The sequence below is a fragment of the Halomonas sp. JB37 genome (genome assembly GCF_002332255.1).
In the GTDB taxonomy this organism is placed as follows: domain Bacteria; phylum Pseudomonadota; class Gammaproteobacteria; order Pseudomonadales; family Halomonadaceae; genus Vreelandella; species Vreelandella casei.
Genome location: NZ_NRGW01000001.1, coordinates 2,817,711 through 2,836,390, shown reverse-complemented (window position 1 = coordinate 2,836,390; position 18,680 = coordinate 2,817,711). Strand labels below are relative to the sequence as shown.

Annotated in this window: 18 protein-coding genes; 6 read left to right on the top strand and 12 right to left on the bottom strand. The window is 55.0% G+C overall.

Annotated elements, in window-relative coordinates:
• Window positions 1–5: 5 nt before the first annotated feature.
• From CIK78_RS13210 to CIK78_RS13190, 5 genes are read right to left on the bottom strand one after another with little or no spacing between them, the layout of a single operon-like run.
• Window positions 6–275 carry a K+/H+ antiporter subunit F gene (locus tag CIK78_RS13210; protein ID WP_096280932.1) on the bottom strand — a complete coding sequence of 90 codons (270 nt, stop codon included), beginning with the start codon at window positions 273–275 and terminating at the stop codon, window positions 6–8.
• Window positions 269–766 (bottom strand): Na+/H+ antiporter subunit E, encoded by a 498-nt coding sequence (locus tag CIK78_RS13205; RefSeq protein WP_096280930.1) that lies wholly within the window; start codon window positions 764–766, stop codon window positions 269–271. The genes CIK78_RS13210 and CIK78_RS13205 overlap by 7 nt, the downstream gene beginning before the upstream one ends.
• A complete protein-coding gene (locus tag CIK78_RS13200; protein ID WP_096280928.1) occupies window positions 763–2,286 on the bottom strand; it encodes a monovalent cation/H+ antiporter subunit D in 1,524 nt (507 codons plus the stop codon). The genes CIK78_RS13205 and CIK78_RS13200 overlap by 4 nt, the downstream gene beginning before the upstream one ends.
• On the bottom strand, window positions 2,283–2,615 hold the full coding sequence (locus CIK78_RS13195) for a Na+/H+ antiporter subunit C (RefSeq protein WP_096280926.1): 333 nt from the start codon (window positions 2,613–2,615) through the stop codon (window positions 2,283–2,285). Before CIK78_RS13195 ends, CIK78_RS13200 begins: the two co-directional genes overlap by 4 nt.
• Complete coding sequence (locus CIK78_RS13190) at window positions 2,615–5,455, bottom strand: monovalent cation/H+ antiporter subunit A (RefSeq protein ID WP_096280923.1); 2,841 nt, start codon at window positions 5,453–5,455, stop codon at window positions 2,615–2,617. Before CIK78_RS13190 ends, CIK78_RS13195 begins: the two co-directional genes overlap by 1 nt.
• Before the next feature lie 173 nt (window positions 5,456–5,628).
• On the opposite strand from CIK78_RS13190, the gene CIK78_RS13185 reads away from it, so the two are divergent.
• Window positions 5,629–6,501, top strand: coding sequence for an ion transporter (locus CIK78_RS13185; RefSeq protein WP_096280921.1), 873 nt, complete (start codon window positions 5,629–5,631; stop codon window positions 6,499–6,501).
• Between the two features lie 100 nt (window positions 6,502–6,601).
• Here the strand turns inward: CIK78_RS13185 and CIK78_RS13180 are convergent, their stop codons facing one another.
• A complete protein-coding gene (locus tag CIK78_RS13180; protein ID WP_096280918.1) occupies window positions 6,602–8,635 on the bottom strand; it encodes a pyrroloquinoline quinone-dependent dehydrogenase in 2,034 nt (677 codons plus the stop codon).
• Window positions 8,636–8,645: 10 nt separating this feature from the next.
• Window positions 8,646–9,011: a hypothetical protein gene (locus tag CIK78_RS13175; protein ID WP_096280915.1), complete on the bottom strand. Its 366-nt coding sequence runs from the start codon at window positions 9,009–9,011 to the stop codon at window positions 8,646–8,648.
• A gap of 314 nt (window positions 9,012–9,325) precedes the next feature.
• Here CIK78_RS13175 and CIK78_RS18095 point away from each other — a divergent pair, with 314 nt between their 5' ends.
• On the top strand, window positions 9,326–9,973 hold the full coding sequence (locus tag CIK78_RS18095) for a hypothetical protein (protein ID WP_225734262.1): 648 nt from the start codon (window positions 9,326–9,328) through the stop codon (window positions 9,971–9,973).
• Window positions 9,974–9,997: 24 nt separating this feature from the next.
• The gene (locus CIK78_RS18090; protein ID WP_225734263.1) at window positions 9,998–10,477 is read left to right on the top strand and encodes a hypothetical protein; all 480 of its coding nucleotides are present in this window, start codon (window positions 9,998–10,000) and stop codon (window positions 10,475–10,477) included.
• Between the two features lie 171 nt (window positions 10,478–10,648).
• On the opposite strand, the gene epmB is transcribed toward CIK78_RS18090, so the two are convergent.
• The gene (gene epmB, locus CIK78_RS13160; RefSeq protein ID WP_225734264.1) at window positions 10,649–11,659 is read right to left on the bottom strand and encodes an EF-P beta-lysylation protein EpmB; all 1,011 of its coding nucleotides are present in this window, start codon (window positions 11,657–11,659) and stop codon (window positions 10,649–10,651) included.
• 99 nt (window positions 11,660–11,758) lie between these two features.
• Here epmB and efp point away from each other — a divergent pair, with 99 nt between their 5' ends.
• Together efp and epmA are read left to right on the top strand one after the other, a co-directional pair.
• Window positions 11,759–12,325, top strand: a complete 567-nt coding sequence (gene efp, locus CIK78_RS13155; protein WP_096280910.1) for an elongation factor P — start codon at window positions 11,759–11,761, stop codon at window positions 12,323–12,325.
• Between the two features lie 80 nt (window positions 12,326–12,405).
• Window positions 12,406–13,386: an EF-P lysine aminoacylase EpmA gene (epmA, locus tag CIK78_RS13150; RefSeq protein WP_096280908.1), complete on the top strand. Its 981-nt coding sequence runs from the start codon at window positions 12,406–12,408 to the stop codon at window positions 13,384–13,386.
• A 13-nt stretch (window positions 13,387–13,399) separates the two neighbouring features.
• On the opposite strand, the gene CIK78_RS13145 is transcribed toward epmA, so the two are convergent.
• The gene (locus CIK78_RS13145; protein ID WP_225734265.1) at window positions 13,400–14,908 is read right to left on the bottom strand and encodes a DHA2 family efflux MFS transporter permease subunit; all 1,509 of its coding nucleotides are present in this window, start codon (window positions 14,906–14,908) and stop codon (window positions 13,400–13,402) included.
• A 38-nt stretch (window positions 14,909–14,946) separates the two neighbouring features.
• The gene (locus CIK78_RS13140; RefSeq protein WP_096280903.1) at window positions 14,947–16,086 is read right to left on the bottom strand and encodes an HlyD family secretion protein; all 1,140 of its coding nucleotides are present in this window, start codon (window positions 16,084–16,086) and stop codon (window positions 14,947–14,949) included.
• Window positions 16,087–16,300: 214 nt separating this feature from the next.
• Between CIK78_RS13140 and CIK78_RS13135 the strand changes: the two genes are divergently transcribed.
• The gene (locus CIK78_RS13135; protein ID WP_096280900.1) at window positions 16,301–16,969 is read left to right on the top strand and encodes a TetR/AcrR family transcriptional regulator; all 669 of its coding nucleotides are present in this window, start codon (window positions 16,301–16,303) and stop codon (window positions 16,967–16,969) included.
• A gap of 9 nt (window positions 16,970–16,978) precedes the next feature.
• On the opposite strand, the gene asd is transcribed toward CIK78_RS13135, so the two are convergent.
• Entirely contained in the window at window positions 16,979–17,827 is an 849-nt protein-coding gene (gene asd / locus CIK78_RS13130; RefSeq protein ID WP_096280897.1) for an archaetidylserine decarboxylase, read from the bottom strand.
• Between the two features lie 10 nt (window positions 17,828–17,837).
• Complete coding sequence (locus tag CIK78_RS13125) at window positions 17,838–18,680, bottom strand: sulfurtransferase (RefSeq protein ID WP_096280894.1); 843 nt, start codon at window positions 18,678–18,680, stop codon at window positions 17,838–17,840.

The following is an 18,680-nucleotide window of genomic DNA, read 5'->3' as shown; positions in this document are numbered from 1 at the left end:
GTGCATCATTCGATAATATCTCCGCGCAAAATATATTTACACACTGCCACAGTACTGATGAACCCTAGCATGGCGATCAATAGCGCTGACTCGAAATACGTTTTGCTGTTAAGCCATAGCCCCAAGAGCACAATGAGCGCAATTGAGTTTACGTACATGGTATCCAGCGCTAATACCCGATCAGGTAGGCTAGGACCGATGGTGAGCCGATAAAGGTTCAGCAGTAGTGCCATCACGACCAGGGTTAAGGTGATGTAGAGTGCAATACTTAACATTCGTAAATCTCCTTAAGGGGGCGTTCATAGCGCTCGCGTATTTGCTCGATCAGCACCTCTTCATCATCCACGTCTAAGGCGTGAATCAGCAGTGATTTACCGTCCAGGCGTAAGTTAGCCGAGACGGTGCCCGGCGTCAGGCTAATAGTGCTGGCCAGTAGGGTGATGGTGAATCGTTCTTCAAGTATCAGCGGGTATTCAATAAAATGGGGGCGAAGCTTGCGCCAAGGGTTGGTAATTAAGTAAGCCACTTCAAAGTTGGCGATGACTATATCGCCGAGCACTCGAAAGAAAAAGCGCAGTAGAGCGAAAGGCTTGGCGATCCTTGGGCGTGCATCCCAAAAGCGGTGGGTCAGCAGGGGAATCAAAATGGCTAAGGAGCCGCCTAACACAAACTGACCAATGGCGTAGCTGCGCACTAACAGCAGCCAAACTACCAATAGTAATAGGGATAAAACAGGCGTGGGCAGCCAGGCGCGTGGAGCAATCATTGTGCTTCTCCTGCATCAGTAGCTTGATCAGGCAGTAGCGTGCGGATAAGCACCTGCGGATTAGCGAGTTGCTCAGCCGTGGCCTGTGTATAGCTACTCACTGGCCCAGCCAATGCCACTAACAGGGGAGCCGCGCTAAGTAGCCAGATAACGCCAAACCACTGGCGATACGGTAGCGGACTGCCGCTAATGTTGCCGCGGTAGCTGCGCCAAAACAACGTAGACCCAGCGCGCGCCAGGGCGACCATGGAACACAGCCCCGCGACCAGTAGCAGCGGCCATAGCCATAGCCGCTGAGTGCCTTCTGCTGAATTGAGCATCAGAGCTTTGCCAATGGCGCCTGACAGTGGCGGCATGCCCGCTACGGCGATCGCGCCTGCAAAAAAAAGAATCCCTAGCGCGGTACCTTGCACCATGGGGCGGCCCTTAACTAGTCGGGTACCGGCTTTGCCACGCTGCAGGCCGATCATTTCTGCTAACAGAAACAGTCCGCCGGTAATCAGCGTCGTATGTATCAAGTAGTACAAGAGTGCCGAGATCGCTTGAGGCGTGCCTATGCCGATGCCGGCCAGCAGCGTACCCACTGATACCAGCACTAAATACGCAACCAATAGGCGTAAGTCGCGTGCGGCCATTACGCCAGCGCCTGCGGCTGCAATAGTGGCCAGCGACAGCCACCAAACCCAGGGCTGCTCCAGTGCTTCCAAATCACCCGCACTATCACCAAAAATTAACGAATAGACACGTAGGATGGCGTAAACACCCACCTTCGTCATAATGGCGAAAAGGGCGGCGACCGGTGCCGGCGCTGACGCATAGGCTTTGGGCAGCCAAAAATACAGCGGCAGCATAGCGGATTTTAAAGCAAAAACGACTAGCAGCATCAGTGCGCCAGCGGTGACTAAGCCTTCGCGCTCAACCGGCAGGTCAGCCACCCGAATCGCCATATCGGCCATATTGAGGGTGCCCGTTGCGCCATAGAGTATGCCCACTGCGATTAAAAACAGCGAAGAACCCGCTAGGTTGAGCACCACATAGTGCACGCTGGCTTGAATGCGCGCTTTGCCACCGCCGTGCAGCAGCAGCGCGTAAGACGCCAGCAGCAGTACTTCGAAAAAGACGAAAAGATTGAATAGGTCGCCGGTTAAAAAGGCGCCATTTATCCCCAGCAGCTGCCATTGAAATAGGCCATGGAAATTACTGCCTTTTTCGTCGTCACCCGCGCAGGCAAACACCACGGCACCCACTGCTAGGGTGGCGGTTAACAGCACCATTAACGCAGAGAGGCGATCCAGCACCAGCACGATACCAAAGGGTGCCTGCCAATCGCCCAGCGCGTAGTAAGTCACGTCGCCGCTGGCGGCTTGGCGTACTAAGCCTATTGCCACCAGTAGTAACAGCAGCGTAGCCGCCACGCTAACCGTGCGCTTATAGCGCACTAATCCTTGGCGCTGATAGAGCATTAAGATGCCCGCAATCAGTGGCAGGACAACAGGAAAAACAATCAGGTGCTGCATCATTCTCGGTCTTCCTTATTGCCGTCGACGTGGTCGTTGCCCACTTCGCTGCGTGCCCGCATTGCCAGGATCACCACAAAAGCCGTCATTGCAAAGCCGATAACGATGGCGGTAAGCACCAGCGCTTGAGGAAGAGGATCGGCAACGTTTCCGCCCTCGGACACAATCGCGGCGCCGTCAGTGGTCAGTCCGCCCATCGAAAACAGAAACAGGTTTACCGCGTAAGAGAGCAGCGTAAGGCCCACCACGACGGGAAAGGTACGGCCTCTTAACGTGAGATAGAGACCAGAAGCGGTCAATACACCGGTGGTCATCGCGTAAAGCAATTCCATTAACGAGGCTCCTGAGTAGCTGAAGAGGCTGGGGGGGCGTCGATATCTTTTTCCGTCGCTTCGGTCACCGGGCGATGCGCGGTGGTGACTTTACCAAGGTTGGCAAGAATCATCAGCGTGGCCCCGACGACGGCCAAGTACACGCCCAGATCAAACAGCAGTGCGGTGGCCAGCTCAAACGTGCCGATCAGTGGAAGACTAAAATAGCCGAAGGCGGAGGTTAAGAACGGATGCCCAAATAGCCAGCTGCCTAGGCCGGTGAGCGTGGCCACGGCCACCCCGATAACCGCCACTGGTTGGAATGGGAAATCCAAACGTTCCTGTGCCCACGCCACGCCACGCGCCATATACAGCAAAATAAGCGCCACGGCGGTAATTAAGCCGGCAATAAACCCACCGCCTGGCTGGTTGTGGCCGCGCAAGAAAATAAACGCAGAGACCAGCAGCGCCAACGGAAGCAGCGTCATTGAAATGGAGGTAAGCACCGCAGGGTAACGGTCAGGGGACCATACACGGCCTTCGCCGTCGCTGTGCGGCATAAACAGACGCAGGCGATTCAATAGCTTAAATATCGCTAAGCCCGCGATGGCCAGCACGGTAATTTCACCCAGGGTATCGAAGCCACGGAAGTCGACCAATATAACGTTGACTACGTTATAGCCACCGCCGCCAGGCTTACTGTTTTCTAAAAAGAAGCTAGAAATTGACTGGGTATCATGGGTCATGACCGCATAGTTAAGGCTAGCAACGACTAACCCTAGCGACCCCGCCAGCAACATATCGCGAATATTACGCAGCGGGCTGGATTCTCTAGGGGTTTTCTGCGGTAAGAAAAATAGCGCCAGCATCAGCAGAATCATGGTCACAACTTCGACCGAAAGCTGTGTCAGGGCAAGGTCGGGCGCTGAGAAACGGGCAAAGGTGAGAGCAACAAACAGGCCCACCACCGATAGCATTAGCAGCGAAATAAGCCGATAGCGGTGAGTGGCAGCGGTCGCTATGCCACCGAACATCAGCATTCCCGCGCCTAAAATCAGCACGCCATCTAAGGGTTGATTGCCCGCCGCGCCGGTTAAATCGGGTATTTGAACGAGGCCTATGCCGCCCATTAATAGCGCCGCTAACCATAGCCAGCCTACATAGCGCTGTAAGGAATTACCGTCGAGCGTAGTAATAAGCTGTTCGGCGCGAAAGCTAATGGCAATAAGAATACGTTCAAATATGCGGCGAGCATCCACGCCCACAAACTGCTGAGTAAAACGTTGAACGTTGCCGTAGCGCCAATAAAGCGCAATGCCGGCTACAAAAGCGAGCACACTCATCATCAGCGGCAGGTTGACGCCATGCCAGATCGCCAGGTGGATATCCAGAGGGCTACCAATCACGGCCAGGCTAGCAAGTTCTAAGATGTTGGTGGCCATCACTGCGGGTAATAACCCGACCACCACGCACAAGGCAACCAGTATTTCCATCGGCAGGCGCATCAGGCGAGGCGGCTCGTGAGGCGTCTTAGGCGGTGCTTCGCGAGCGGGCTTGAAGAAGACTGCGTGGACCAAGCGCAGCGAGTAGGCTACCGACAGAACGCCGCCGATCGTTGCTAGCGCGGGCAATAGCCAGCTTATTCCGCCGAACACGGGGGTTGCCAGCGTCTCGGTAAAGAACATTTCTTTAGATAAGAAACCGTTTAACAGTGGGACACCCGCCATGGACGCTGCCGCCAACGTGGTTAGCAGCGCCGTGACAGGCATCGCTTTTCTCAGGCCACCCAACTGCTTAAGTTCGCGGGAACCGGCTTCGTGATCAATGATGCCCGCACTCATAAACAGCGCGGCTTTGAAAGTGGCGTGATTGAGAATATGAAAAAGGGCCGCCAAAATTGCCATTGGGCTGCCAATGCCCAGTAGCACGGTAATCAAGCCGAGATGGCTAACCGTGGAAAACGCTAATATGCCTTTCAGGTCGCTCTTGATCAGTGCAAACCACGCGCCATACAGCATCGTTATAATGCCGACCAGCGAGACAACCACGCTCCATAGCTCGCTGCCGGCAATCGCAGGATGCAGTCGCGCCATCAGGAAAATGCCCGCTTTAACCATGGTGGCAGAGTGTAGGTAGGCCGACACCGGCGTGGGAGCGGCCATTGCGTGGGGCAGCCAAAAATGAAAAGGAAACTGCGCTGATTTGGTAAACGCGCCGAGTAATACTAAGCACAGCATCAGTGGGTAGCGCGGGTCGGCAAGAATTGCGTCGCCGCTTGCTAATACGTCGCCCATGCTGAAACTGCCCGCCATGTTGCCAAGCAGTAGCAAGCCCGCCAACAGGGCAAGCCCACCGGCACCAGTGATCGTTAGCGCCATTCGGGCGCCCTTACGAGCATCTGATTGATGTGACCAATAACCAATAAGTAAGAATGACGAGAGGCTGGTTAACTCCCAGAAAAACCAGAGCAGAATCAAATTGTCCGACATTGAAATGCCCACCATTGATGCCATAAATAGCATCAAGAAGGCGTAAAATCGGCCAAACGGCTCATCTTTTGCGAGATAGTAATGGGCATAAAGTATAATCAGTAGCCCAATGCCCAGTATCAGCAGGTTAAACAGCAGCGATAACCCGTCCAGCCGAAACGCTAAGTTTAGCGCTAGTTCCGGCATCCAGGTGGCTGAAAAACGCAGCTGCTCGCCATCTTGTAGCGCCGGCACGTTGAGTAGCGTCATTGCTAGCGCGGTCGCTGGTAGCACGGCGGTTGTCAGTGAACAGACACTGCGACCAAATCGTGCGGTGAGTAGCGGCACCAGTACGCCTAGCAAAGGCAACAAGGCTATCCAAAGCAATGTCATGGGTGTCATCCAGCGGCTAAGTTAAAAAAGTCAAAAGAACACCTCCTGAGCGCCTGGAGAGGGTTCTGGTGGTGCAGGATACATCAAGTGGAACAAGAGGATATCACTTGTGCAGTAGCTGTGTAATTTTAGTATAAAGTGTGCCGGTCAACCGATGAGAGATTTTTTGTTCCATGAGTGAACCCTTTAATACCTGGCAAGCCCGTTTTGAAAAGCTGCGATCAAACAAGCTTTTCGAAGCCGTAGTGATTGCCATTATCGTTATTTCGGCCTTAGTGATAGGGGCCAAAACCTATGAAGAAACCTCTCGGATTGAGCAGTGGCTGCTGTATTTAGATATCGCCGTCACTATCTTCTTTTTGATAGAAATTTTAATCAGGATGGCCGCTGAGCGCACTCTTCTGAGCTTCTTCAAAAAGGGCTGGAACGTTTTTGATTTTCTGATTGTGACCGCCAGTTTAATCCCTATGGATGACTCTGAAATGGTCCTGTTGGCGCGGCTGCTGCGTATTTTCAGAGTGCTGCGATTGGTGTCGATGATTCCTGAACTGCAGATGCTGCTCAATGCCCTGGTGAAGTCGGTGCCGCGGATGGGCTATGTCGTTCTGCTGATGTTTATCATTTTCTATATTTATGCCGCCATTGGCAGCTTTCTATTTCATACCGTTGATGAGGGGCTGTGGGGCAATATTTCGCTGGCGATGCTAACGCTGTTCCAGGTGGCGACCTTTGAAAGCTGGGCGACGGCCGTGCTTTATCCCACCATGGAAGTTTATCCCTATGCCTGGATATTCTTTTTAACGTTTATCTTTCTGAATGCCTTTATTTTTCTCAACATGATGATTGGCATTGTGTTGGACGTGATGCAGAAGGAGAGTGCGCTACTCGATTTAGAGAATGATGACGGTGATGCTGCCCAAATGAAGGGGCTGCGTAGCGATGTGCGGGATTTACGCGCACAGCTTGACCGAATGGAATCAGCGCTGGCTCAGCGCGACGGGCACTCGCCACAGAAGGATTCAGTTAGTAACCATACTGACCATTGATGATATTTTTTTGCCGTTTGAAAGCAAAACGGGGTGGCCCTTTGCAATGCAAAGGGCCACCCCGTCAGGCTACGCTACTTTAACGTAGGCTTTACTGGCGTTACTCAGGTAGTGCGTAGACCGCGATTTGATCGCCGACCTGATCCTTGAGAATGGAGTTACCGCCGGCGATAAAGGCAACGTATTGACGGCCTTCATATTCGTAGACGGCAGGAATGGACACAGACGGCGCCTGTGCTTGATCAGACCACAGCTCTTCACCTGTTTCCAGAGAGTAGGCACGCACCTTGGCATCCATCGATGCGCCGATGAAGATAATGCCGCCAGCCGTTATCGCAGGGCCGCCAATAGTAGGTGAGCCCCAGCTCTCTGGCATGAAGAAGCCATACTGTTGCGATACGCCTACTGGCCGACGCCATTTGACGTCGCCGGTGGTCATATCCAGCGCCACAAGTTCACCGAAAGGCGGTTCCCAGCAAGGCATGCCAAGCCAGTTGCGGGCTACCTCAAGACGCATGCCATAGGGCGCGCCAGCTTGAGGTGAAAAACCACTCTCGTTGCCTGAACCGCTATCCGCTTTATCGTAATCTTCCCGGCTGTAAAGTTTCACGTATTGCACGATGTGAGACGTGTTGACCACCGCAATCTGGTTCTCAGGGTCAAAGGCAACGCCTCCCCACTGAACGCCACCGGAGCTGTCTGGGTAAGTGAGTGCACCTTCGCCTTGGGTGGTTGGCGGGGTGTACATGCCTTCATACCAAAGATCTTCCCACAGCGCTGAACATTGGCCAAAGCTCACCGCGTCGGCAAGTGCCCACACCTTAGGCTTCTCTGATTGGTCTAGTAGTGGTGCGGGCTTCGTTGGGAAGGGTTGAGTCGGGGCGTAAACCTCGCCTTCAACCGAGCCATCGCCGCCTGGCACCGGGCGTTCCTCAATAGGCCAAACGTCTTCGCCGGTTTCACGGTTTACGACGAACAGGAAGCCCATTTTGGTTGCTTGGATCAGAGCCGGAATCTCTTCGCCGTCCACGGTAATATCCATCAGCGTGGGGGCCGAGTTAATATCGTAATCCCAGATGTCGTGATGTACCCATTGGCGCGACCACACTACCTCGCCAGTTTCGATATCGAGTGCCGTCGTCGACGTCGCTAGTGGGGCGCTCTCGGTACGGTTGCCGCCCCAGTAGTTGGGTGACGGCGAGGAGACGGGCAGATAGACCAATCCAAGCTCTTCGTCCGCTGACATGTGCGTCCAGACGTTTGCTGTGCCGCTTTGCTCACGCATTTCTTCGGGCAGTACCTCAAACGTCCACTCACGCTCGCCGGTACGCGCGTTGATCGAGAACACGTTGCCTGGAGGCGCCTGCTCAAACGCCCAGTCTTTGCCTGCCCAGCCGAGTATTAGATGATCACCGACCACGGTCGGCGGCTGCAGCAGCGAAAGCGGCCACTCAGCGTTGGTGTTATTCCACTGGTTCACATCCAGTACGCCATTGTCGGCAAAGCTGGCACACGGCTGGCCGCTATCGGCATCGACTGCGAACAGCTGCGCATCCATGGTGCCTAGATAGACGATCTTCTGGCAGGCTTCCCCAGCATCAGGCTCATCGGCTTCCCAGTAAGCGACGCCACGATTTTTTAAGGCGGGCTGGGTCAAGGCTTCGAGAGTGGACTGTGTGTCAAAGCTCCACTTTTCTTCGCCAGTACCCGGGTCAAGCGCCAGAATGCGGTAGAACGGCGTGCCGATATAGAGCGTATCGTTGGCGAATACCGGCGTTGCGGACCAGACGGTCGGCGGCAGATCGCCGTGCCCATCTGAAACATCGCCGGTATGCACTTCCCAGACCTTCTCTAGGTCACCCACGTTGTCGGTATTAATCTGCTCAAGCGGACTGTACTTTTGCGCATTGAGCTGGCCGTGAAAGCTATTCCAGATCGGCTCGCCGGGTACTAGTGGAATCGGGTCAGCGTCAGCCTGCTGTCCTTGTGGCTGGGAGCGAGTCTCTGGCGAGCCTGGCTGATCTTGTGCTAGCAGCGTGAGCGGCGTTAGACAAGCGGCTATAACGGTAGCTGTGCCCAACCCAGATGTAACTGCTTTGAAGCGGGTATTGATAACAGGTAAAAAAATCGGCATGGACGGCTCCTCAGGCGTGGGTGGGGCGGGCATGGGATGATGGACGAGCCATATCAATAATAAGACCAATCAGACCGACCACCATGGCAGCGTCGACCCACCACTGGTGCAGGAGAAATCCAGCGAAGAAAGTGCCGGCAAGTCCAATAAGGATCAGCAGTCGCAATACGATAGTGGCGCCTCGCCCGGTGGCCACCATAAGAAGCAGCGCCATCACCGCAAGTGCAAAACAAGCCGCGCTAGCGACTAGCACACCGAGTGTGCCGGTGACCCCGGTCAGCGGTGTGAAGTAGGCATAGAGGGCGATGGCTAGCCCGAAGAGCGAAGCTATCAATAGCACGATAGCGCCCATTTTAGCCCTGAGTGGTTGCGACATGGCGTTCTGGTCTCCAGGTGGGAATGCCCTAACACGAACTAAATATTGAGAATAAAGTTAGCCTGGTAACTTTATCATAGGGCTATGTTTGTTCGCATCTAATTTGCCCGTAGATGCTGGTTGTTTCTTTTGAAGTGTTAAAAACCCCGACGAGGCGGGGTGGGTATATACAGAGTATAGAAAGAAAATAAAGTATTGCTCGGTTTGGGTCGCCAGAAATGATAGGTAATGCTAAAAACGCTGCTTAATAGTTAACTTTGTGGATGAGCGAGCGCGCTACAATGGCAATCTCTGCCCAATAAGAAGAGCGAAGTATGCGTATCTTTTTGACAATGCTTGCGATAGCGACCGTATTGGCGGGCGGGCTATCGGTGCTAGCCTCCAGTGAGGCCTTTGAACCACGACTAGCACGGCTTGAAGCGCAGCGCACACTACCTTCCATTGAAGCTTCGCTGGCTCAAGAGTCGGCCGATCTCAACGCAGTTTTTCTTCACTACGCAAGCGATCAGGCGCTCTGGATGAACGCCCAGCTGGCCATCATGCGTTATGGCGATATCGCCCGTGTTGCGTTACTTGAGTATGCCGCACTGCCTGAGTTTCAGCAGGTGCTGGTACGTTTCGGTCCCGATGCCGTATTGCCAATTATCTATTATCACGATAATGATATCGCCACGCTGCGTGCTCAGCATTGGGTGGGTGAGCACTACCAGCAGTTGAGCCGCTGGTGGAATGAGGATGCTGAACAGGCGCAGCGACAGGGCGAGGTAACCGAAGTATCCGTGTGGAGCCCATATCGGCGAGGCCAAATGGGCATTGCCTTACTGGAAGCTGAAGGTCATGGCTTGCTCAATCAGTTTGTGGTGGGTAGCGCGGGCGATGTGCACTGGCTCCAAGGGGAGCGTGTCGTTGCAGGGCTCAGCGATTTCTTTACCAGCGGTCTACGTAATCTGGAAAATCAATGACGTCGTGATGAGGCGATTGGTGCCGTGGACGTGGGTTGGGCGGGCGTAGACCTTTTATTGATGGCGAGCACCGTTAAGGTTCTGCGGGCAGGGGGTGTTGCGCGAGGCGCACGTCTAAGCAGTGTTGAGGCACAGGGAGCTCGCTCTGGATTACGCTCAGGTTTAGCGGCAGGTGGTGGGCGCTTTGCCAGCCTGCCACGTATGGCCAAAGTGGCGGCGGTTGCTGGCACTGCTTATGTGGTGGTTCGCCATCCGTCGCTGGTAAGCGCACTGGGAGCCAATGTGGCGAAATGGCTCAGCTTACCAGTATGGCTGGGGCAGTTTGTCATCTGGCTGTTGGTGCTGCTGCCGGTTCTTCTGATGGTGCGCTTTGTTTGGCGCTGGATACTGGTACCTGTTTTATGGCTTCTCATGCCGCTGTTGCGATTTTGCTTTTCAAGGTTTGTGGCCACGACCAATATCAGTGCGCGAAAAAGCAAAGAGATCATCACGCCAGCTTCATAGGCCATGGGCTGACTCCCGATACCCGAGGCATGTTAATCGAAGGCGTGATGGACATGGTGATCACCCAGAGCCCGCCCCGACGGCAATGGAGATCTGTTTTTCAGAAAATCTTCCCGCTGTGAGTGGGTAGTAATGCGCTAAAAGTCGATCCGGCAGATGAGTGCCGCGATATTAAAGCGGCGTTTTGCTCCCTTTGCCGGGGATTTCCCGCACTAGGCGTGGCATCAAAAAACCGGGCAAGTGATCACGAAGCTCGGCGATCAGTTCCTTTGCTTCACTATCCGCCACATCAAAATGCGCCGCGCCCTGCACCGGGTCCAATACGTGCAGGTAGTAAGGCAGTATGCCTGCTTCAAACAGGCGCTCGGAGAGAGTGGCCAGCGTCGTCACATTGTCGTTCACGCCGCGCAGCAGCACGCTCTGGTTAAGTAGCGTCACGCCTGTTTGCTTCAAGCGCGTGCAGGCATCTATCACGGCTTGGTCAATTTCGTTGGCATGGTTGATGTGCAAGACGATCACTTTCTGTAGCCGCGTATTGCTTAGCCATGCCAATAAGGCGTCATCAACTCGGTCAGGTATCACCACCGGCAGGCGGGTGTGAACGCGTAGCCGTTTAATGTGCGGGATGCCCTCAAGTTGATCAACCAGCCATGCTAGCTGGCGGTCATTGGCAGCCAGCGGGTCGCCCCCGGAAAGAATCGCCTCATGGATCGACGTATCTGCTCGCAGATAGTCGAGCGCTTCTTGCCACTGCGCCCGCGAAGGGGCGTTGTCGCTATAGGGAAAGTGACGGCGAAAGCAGTAGCGGCAGTTGATCGCACAGGTCGGGCTGGCAATTAGTAGTACACGGTTAGCGTATTTGTGGATTAACCCTTTTGCCGGTTGATGGCCGCTCTCTTCCAGCGGGTCAGCCACATAGCCTGGGGGCGTAAGCGCCTCTTTATCGACGGGCAGAACCTGGCGTAGCAGCGGATCGTTTAGATCGGCATACGCTATTCTGTTGAGATAAGCATCGGGCACGCACACGTCAAACAGCGCATGCCCCGTCTGTGCGCCTGCTAGCCACTGGCTGCTTAATCCTAGCCGGTCGCACAGCACCTGCGGGTCGCGAATGGCCATAGAAAGTTGCTGTTGCCAAGTCAGGGGCGTCTTAGACGCGGCAATAATGATGTTCTCCTGCAAAAAAGCCCTCCTTCGGGTTATCATGCGACGCACTGATCATAAGCGTGAAGCCGCGGCTTCGCAGACCACGTAGCTAAGAATAGGTAATTGAGAGGCGATATGGCGAACTATTCTACCAATGAATTCAAAGCCGGTTTGAAAGTAATGCTCGACGGCGACCCTTGTTCGATTGTCGAGAACGAGCTGGTCAAGCCAGGTAAAGGGCAGGCGTTTAACCGCGTTAAAATGCGTAACCTGATGACTGGCCGTGTGGGTGAGAAGACGTTCAAATCCGGTGACTCGCTGGAAGGCGCCGATGTCATGGATTTAGAGATGGAATATCTCTACACCGACGGTGACATGTGGCACTTCATGAAGACCGATGGCTCCTTCGAGCAGTATGCCGTGGAAAAGAAAGCCCTAGGCGATACCTCAAAATGGCTTAAAGAGCAGGTGCCTTATACCATTACGTTGTGGGACGACAAGGCTATTTCTGTTACGCCGCCCAACTTCATTGAGCTGGAAGTCGTCGAAACAGACCCTGGCTTGAAGGGCGATACGGCCCAGGGCGGCTCTAAGCCTGCAACGCTTACCTCGGGTGCCGTAGTACGCGTACCGCTGTTTATCAACCGTGGTGAAGTGCTAAAAATTGATACGCGCAGCGGCGATTACGTCTCGCGCGCTTAATCAGTTTTGCTGCCGATGATATGATTTAAAGGCCACGCAACGAGCGTGGCTTTTTTTCGTGCCTTGCCCTAGGAGTCGTAATGGCCATTGATTGGCACCCCACAGCGTCTATCGAAACATTGCGCGAGCGTGCGCGTTTAATGGCCAGCGTGCGGGCATTTTTTGCTGCGCGTACTGTGCTAGAAGTCGAAACGCCGGTGTTAGGGCAGGGCGGCAGCACGGATGTGCATCTGGTCTCACTGAATACTCTGGCACGGACTGACCGAGGGCAGCGCCGTCTCTGGCTGCAAACTTCGCCTGAGTTTCATATGAAGCGGCTGCTGGCTGCCGGCAGTGGGCCGATTTTTCAACTAGCCAGAAGTTTTCGCGATGGTGAAGTGGGTGCGCGGCATAATATCGAGTTCACCATGCTTGAGTGGTATCGGCCTCAGTTTTCGCTCAATGAGATGATTGCAGAAACGGCGGCGCTGGTTATGGCTCTGCTGCCAGCTGCGCCTGGCGACATTGTGCATTATCGTTACCGCGAGCTGTTTCATACCCACCTGGCGGTCGACCCCTTTACATCGTCGCTGGAAAAACTGCGGGCGTTGGCCTCAGAGCGGGGGCAAATGTCTGCTCATGCCTTGGCCGATGAAGGGCGTGATACCTGTTTGGACTTATTGATGAGCATGGTAATTGAGCCTCAGCTTGGCCAGCAGGAGCTTAGCGTGGTCACCGATTACCCTACCAGCCAAGCGGCGCTGGCACGCCGCCATCAGGATGCGGATGGCGAGTGGGTGGCGTCTCGCTTTGAGCTTTATGTTAATGGTATTGAGCTGGCCAATGGCTACGATGAGCTAACCGATGCAGAAGAGCAGCGCCTGCGCTTTAATGCTGATAACGCCGAGCGGCGTCGTTTAGGCTTGCCGGAAGTGGATATTGACGAGAACCTGCTGGCCGCGCTTGAGCATGGCATGCCCGAGGGGGCAGGCGTGGCGCTGGGCATCGACCGTCTTATTCAGTTGGCGCTGGGAAAGGCGCGCTTGGAAGACGTACTCGCATTTTCAACACCCCATTGTTAGGGCGGGATACGTCTTATGCCTTGATGCGTTTGAGTAGAAACACCAGCGGCACTGTGGTGATATAGATCAGGCCCATCCACGTAAAAATATCGTTAAAGGCCAGTACCTGGGCCTGCTGTGAGACCCGCTGTACGAGTAAGCCAACGGCCGCGTGGTAGGCATCAGGTACCGACCCGCTGAGCATGGCTTCATACTTGGCGATTTCAGTCACTACCACCTCTCGGCCGGTATCGATGGCCGGAATTAGCTGATTCCAGTGAAAGTCCTCGCGGATATCGCGCACCGTATCAAGCAGTGCAAGCCCCATGGCGCCGCCTAAATTGCGCATCACGTTGAAGAGCCCGCTGGCGTTGCCCACTTCGCTGGGTGGAAGGGTGCCTAGCGCGATTCGCGAGGCCGGAATGATGCACATGATCAGCCCCATGCCGCGCACAATCTGCGGTAAGCAGAACTGCCAGAACCCCGACTCCACGGTGAGGTTGCTATTCATCATGGTGCCCACGCCTACCAGCAGTAAACCGAAAAACAGCATCACGCGAAGGTCTAGATGATTCGTGGCTTGGCCGACGATCGGTGCACACAGGAACATCGTTACCCCGGTGACAAACATGACTTGACCGATCTGTAGGCTTGAGTAGCCGCGTACGTAGCCAAAGAACAGCGGCATGATGTAAACCAGCCCATACAGCGCAATGCCGATAATAAAGCCCATTCCCGCGCCGATCGCGAAGTTGCGGTTGGCGAAAGCGCGCAAGTCGACAATCGGGTGATCGCTTCGCAATGTGCGAGTAAAAAACCATACGCCCGCCAGCAGGCACACCACACTGAAGATGGCGATACGATCACTGGCGAACCAGTCATCGCCCGGGCCCTCTTCAAGGACGAACTCAAGTGATCCTAGAAACACCGCGATCAGGGCCAGGCCGATAAGATCAAGCTTGCGCGCTAACGCGTGATTAGGCTTGTCGATATCTAGAAACTTCCATGATGCCCAGCACACCAGTATTCCCGGAATGATATTGGCTAGAAATAACCAGTGCCAGCTCTGGGCTTCAGTGATGTAGCCGCCCACCGTGGGGCCAATTGAAGGCGCCATGGTCACCACCATGCCAATGACTGCCTGTACGCTGCCCATCACCCGGCGAGGAAAGATCGAGAAGCTGACAGCTTGCGTAATGGGAATCATCGCGCCGCCCATGAAGCCCTGAATGGCACGCAGTACGATAAGTTGTTCAATTGAAGTAGCCATGGCGCAGCCAAGGCTTGCCAAGGTGAAGCCCGCGCAGGAAAGGGTGAAGACGACGCGAGTTGAAAGAATCCGCATCAGCATACCCGATAGCGGAATCATCACTATCTCTGCAATAAGATAAGAGGTTTGCACCCAGGATATCTGGTCTGCACTAGCCGAAAGACCTGACTGGATCTCGTTTAGCGAGCTGGCGACGATCTGAATATCCAAAATCGCCATAAACATGCCAAACACCGCGGCAATAAAACCGACTCGCTGGCGCCAGGATGGCATGTCGCTAACGCCTGTGGACGGGCTTCCTGCAGCCTCGCTCATAAGTCGCGGCGTTCCTGGGTGCTACCCGGGGTATTTACGTGGGCAACCCCTGTGTCGTTGCCTGGCTCAAGGTTGCGAGTATCGATTTCCGGCACCGCCGAAAGCCCTGCACGCAGTAGATTTAATGCATCTTGTGGGCCGGTAAAGCGAATCTTGACGGGCACGCGCTGCACGATTTTATTGAAGTTGCCGGTAGCATTATCCTGAGGCAACAGACTGAACTCAGTGCCCGTGGCCGGGGATAGGCTGTCGACCACGCCCTGATATGTGATGTTCGGGTAGGCATCTAAATGAATATTGACCGGCTGGCCGACGCGTATCCGCTCAAGCTGGGTTTCCTTAAAATTAGCCGCTACGTAGGCTGATTCAATGGGCACCAGTTGCAGCAGCGTTAGGGATGGCTGCGCCAGCGCGCCGGCCTTCACCTGAAGGTTGCCGATGATGCCCGCCCGCGGCGCGACGATACGCGTTTTGTCGAGCTGGTGTTGGGCATAGTCAAAATCGGCGCCTGCAGCATCCAGATTGGCTTCGGCGCGGGTCACGTCGCTTTCTGCCACCTCCAGCTGACGCCTGGCCGAGATAACCGCGGCGCGGGTCTGAGCCAGGTTGGCCTCAGCAACCCTGAGCGTGGTTTGATCGTCCTCGCTTTGCTGGCGAGAGCCATAGTTGCTGGCGGCAAGAGAAGACGAGCGCTCAAGGTGCTGGCGAGCTTGGCCGACATCGGCTTCGGCGGCATCTACCTGGGCATTAGCCTGGTCGATAGATGCCTGCTGTAAGGCTATCTGACGCTGTGACTGAACGATTGATGCGGCGGCCACCGCTTGTTGTGCTCTCGCTTGAGCCAACTGGTCGCGATAGCTGGCATCGTCCAGACGTATGAGTAGATCGCCTTGGCTCACCGTTTGGTTGTCATGCACAGCCACTTGCGCGACGCGTGCTGACAGCTCTGCACGCACGGCGACACTATCGGTGCGCACGTAGGCGTTGTCGGTTTCTGCCATGAAACGCCCGGTCTGCCACCAGCCGACGCCCCACCAAATCAGCGCTCCTAGCGCGATTAAGACGATGATGACAGCTAGTATCTTGCCCTTAGATTTTTTACCGGTATGAGCTTCTTGCTTGCCATTTTCCGACATGGACACTCCTTAACGATGTCATCCCTAAGAAACGCTATCACCCCGAAAAGACTGCTCAATGGCGAGAAGTGACATGCTGAACGCAGGCGGGAAAGGTTGTGAGGATATATAGTGTAATGAATGCTACATTACATGACTAGCGTAAAAAATAACTGTTTAGCGCAGCGTCTGTATAATTAATGCTCTTTTAGCATGCCTCTATATTGGAGTGTGGATGCCTCTCTCAATTATGAAAGACTCGGCCGATGATGCTAACAAAAGCGATGTGATGCTGACGTCGCGCGGGGTGGCGCGTCGTGAACGCTTGCTAGACGCGGCGCGAGATGTGTTTCTCGAGCAGGGCTATGCGGGCGCCAGTGTTAATGAAGTGGTTGCTCGTGCAGGTGGCTCATTGGCAACGCTCTACAAGCAGTTTGGTAATAAAGAGGGGCTGTTTACGGCGGCGATGGAGCGGCATATCGCCACTGCTTGGGCCGTGCTAGAAGAGGGGCGTCGGGATCAGCAGGCCCCCGAGCAGGTGCTTTACGAGCTGGGGCGTCGCATGCTGATGCTGGTATTTGATGCAGGCGTGATTCGTTTGGTGCGAGGGCTAGCATTTGAGGCCGAGCGAGCCCCTGAACTTGGCGAGATGTTCCTGGCCCGCGGCCCTGATCACACACGCCAAGCGCTCGCCTGCTACCTGCGTGATCAGGTTGAAGGTGGCCGCCTAGCGCTTGAAGAGCCCCGTGAGGCTGCCGGTATTTTCATGGGCATGTTGCTTGGCGAGTGGCATATCGACGCCTTACTAGGCCGCGACCTGCAGCTTGACGAGGCAAAGTGTAATACCCGTGCCCAGCGCTGCGTGGACATATTTCTCGGTGGTGTTGCCCGCCCGCAGGCCTAATGTCGATGGCTATTTCTTGAGGCCTTCAGTAGTGCCCAAGGATTGGCCCATCTGAACCGCCGTGGTTTGAACCGATTCGTCAAAGCTTACGGGCTTGGCAAAGCACATCACCACCGTAGAGCCGAGTTTGAAGCGTCCCATCTCAGCACCTTTGGCTAACGTAATAGGTTGGCCAAATTGCATGCGCTGGGGCTGGCCCGACAGCGGCGTGACCTGCCCGGACCAAACGGTTTCAATCGCCGCAACAATCATCGCGCCGACTAAAACCATCGCGAGCGGCCCGTACTCGGTGTCAAAAATACACACCAAGCGTTCATTACGCGCGAATAACCCCGGCACGTAAGTGGCCGTCGCTTGATTCACGGAGAACAGCCTTCCAGGGACATAAATCATTTCCCGCAGCGTGCCGGTTACCGGCATATGTACGCGATGGTAGTCCCGTGGTGAAAGGTAAACGGTGGCAAAGCTGCCGCCGAGAAACTCTTCAGCCAGGGCGGTATCGCCACCCAGCAGCGTCTGAGCCGAGTAAGTGTGGCCCTTGGCCTGGACTAGCTGACCCGCCTGCAGGCGCCCGTATTGCGACAGCGTGCCATCGGCCGGGCTTAGTATGCCTTCGCCCAGCGGGCGTGCATCTGTCTTTAAGGCGCGGGTGAAGAAGTCGTTAAAGGTTGCGTACGCGCTAGGATCGGGCTCTAAGGCTTGGCTCATATCCACATTAAAGCGTTTGATGAACGCTTTAATCAGGTGATTTTTCACCCAGGGGTTGTCGCATTGAGCGAAATGCCCCGTCAGGCGCGAAAGCGCGTGGTGTGGCAGCGGGTATTGAAGTAGCGAAAAAGCTTTTTGGGAAACGGTCACGGTCGTCGGTTCACTTCTCAATCGGTGTGTCGTCGCGGTTGCCCCACTCGCCCCAAGAGCCAGCGTAGCCGCGCATATTAAAGCCCAGTGCTTTGCCTACCAGCCACGTAAAGCTACTGCGATGATGGCTTTGACAGTGGGTCGCCACTTCCATATCCGGCGTTAGGCCCAGAGCGCCCAGCTCAGTGATGAGTTCGGCATAATCACGAATACGCAAAGCGCGATGGCGATCCATGGCCTGCAGCCAATCCATGTTCACCGCTCCCGGTATATGACCCAGGTGCTTGTTGTTGCCCCGCTCGCCGTCATATTCACCTTGCGAGCGAGCATCCCATACGGCGAACTGCCTATCGCCCAGCTTTGACTTGATCTCTTCACACGTAATCAGGGCGTGCGGATTAAGAATGTCAGCCTGGTAGTCGCTGGGCGTTGGCGATTTCGATTCGGTGCTTTCTTCAAGCCCCGCGTCGCGCCAGGCATGAATGCCGCCATTTAGATAGGAGTAGCGGGTATGGCCGATCAGGTCTAGCGTCCAAAGAAGGCGTGCTGCCCAGCCACCACCTTCATCATCGCAAGCCACAACGTGGGTATCGCGTGTTAGGCCTAGGGCACTAAACAGGCGGGACAGTGCTTCAACGCTGGGAACGTCGTTGGGTACCGGTCCTTCGCCGCGCATTAAATAGCGAAAATCGAGAAAAACAGCCCCTGGCACGTGGCCCTGACGATAGCTATCGCCATTAACAGGCACGTCGATAATCAGCAGTTGAGGATCGTTTAAGTGTTCCTGAAGCTGTTCGGGCTCTACGATCAGCGAAAAAAGATTGGCTTCTGACGATGGGCTTTCAGTGCTCAT

Excerpts from the sequence above, each read along its gene's own strand:
- CIK78_RS13185 (WP_096280921.1), top strand. The coding sequence starts at position 5,629 with ATGAGTGAACCCTTTAATACCTGGCAAGCCCGTTTTGAAAAGCTGCGA.
- epmA (WP_096280908.1), top strand. The coding sequence starts at position 12,406 with ATGGCCATTGATTGGCACCCCACAGCGTCTATCGAAACATTGCGCGAG.
- CIK78_RS18095 (WP_225734262.1), top strand. The coding sequence starts at position 9,326 with ATGCGTATCTTTTTGACAATGCTTGCGATAGCGACCGTATTGGCGGGC.
- CIK78_RS13180 (WP_096280918.1), bottom strand. The coding sequence starts at position 8,635 with ATGCCGATTTTTTTACCTGTTATCAATACCCGCTTCAAAGCAGTTACA.
- CIK78_RS13135 (WP_096280900.1), top strand. The coding sequence starts at position 16,301 with ATGCCTCTCTCAATTATGAAAGACTCGGCCGATGATGCTAACAAAAGC.
- CIK78_RS13205 (WP_096280930.1), bottom strand. The coding sequence starts at position 766 with ATGATTGCTCCACGCGCCTGGCTGCCCACGCCTGTTTTATCCCTATTA.
- CIK78_RS13200 (WP_096280928.1), bottom strand. The coding sequence starts at position 2,286 with ATGATGCAGCACCTGATTGTTTTTCCTGTTGTCCTGCCACTGATTGCG.
- CIK78_RS13210 (WP_096280932.1), bottom strand. The coding sequence starts at position 275 with ATGTTAAGTATTGCACTCTACATCACCTTAACCCTGGTCGTGATGGCA.
- CIK78_RS13145 (WP_225734265.1), bottom strand. The coding sequence starts at position 14,908 with ATGCCATCCTGGCGCCAGCGAGTCGGTTTTATTGCCGCGGTGTTTGGC.
- efp (WP_096280910.1), top strand. The coding sequence starts at position 11,759 with ATGGCGAACTATTCTACCAATGAATTCAAAGCCGGTTTGAAAGTAATG.
- CIK78_RS13175 (WP_096280915.1), bottom strand. The coding sequence starts at position 9,011 with ATGTCGCAACCACTCAGGGCTAAAATGGGCGCTATCGTGCTATTGATA.
- CIK78_RS13190 (WP_096280923.1), bottom strand. The coding sequence starts at position 5,455 with ATGACATTGCTTTGGATAGCCTTGTTGCCTTTGCTAGGCGTACTGGTG.
- CIK78_RS13140 (WP_096280903.1), bottom strand. The coding sequence starts at position 16,086 with ATGTCGGAAAATGGCAAGCAAGAAGCTCATACCGGTAAAAAATCTAAG.
- CIK78_RS13125 (WP_096280894.1), bottom strand. The coding sequence starts at position 18,680 with ATGAGCACTGAAAGCCCATCGTCAGAAGCCAATCTTTTTTCGCTGATC.
- CIK78_RS13195 (WP_096280926.1), bottom strand. The coding sequence starts at position 2,615 with ATGGAATTGCTTTACGCGATGACCACCGGTGTATTGACCGCTTCTGGT.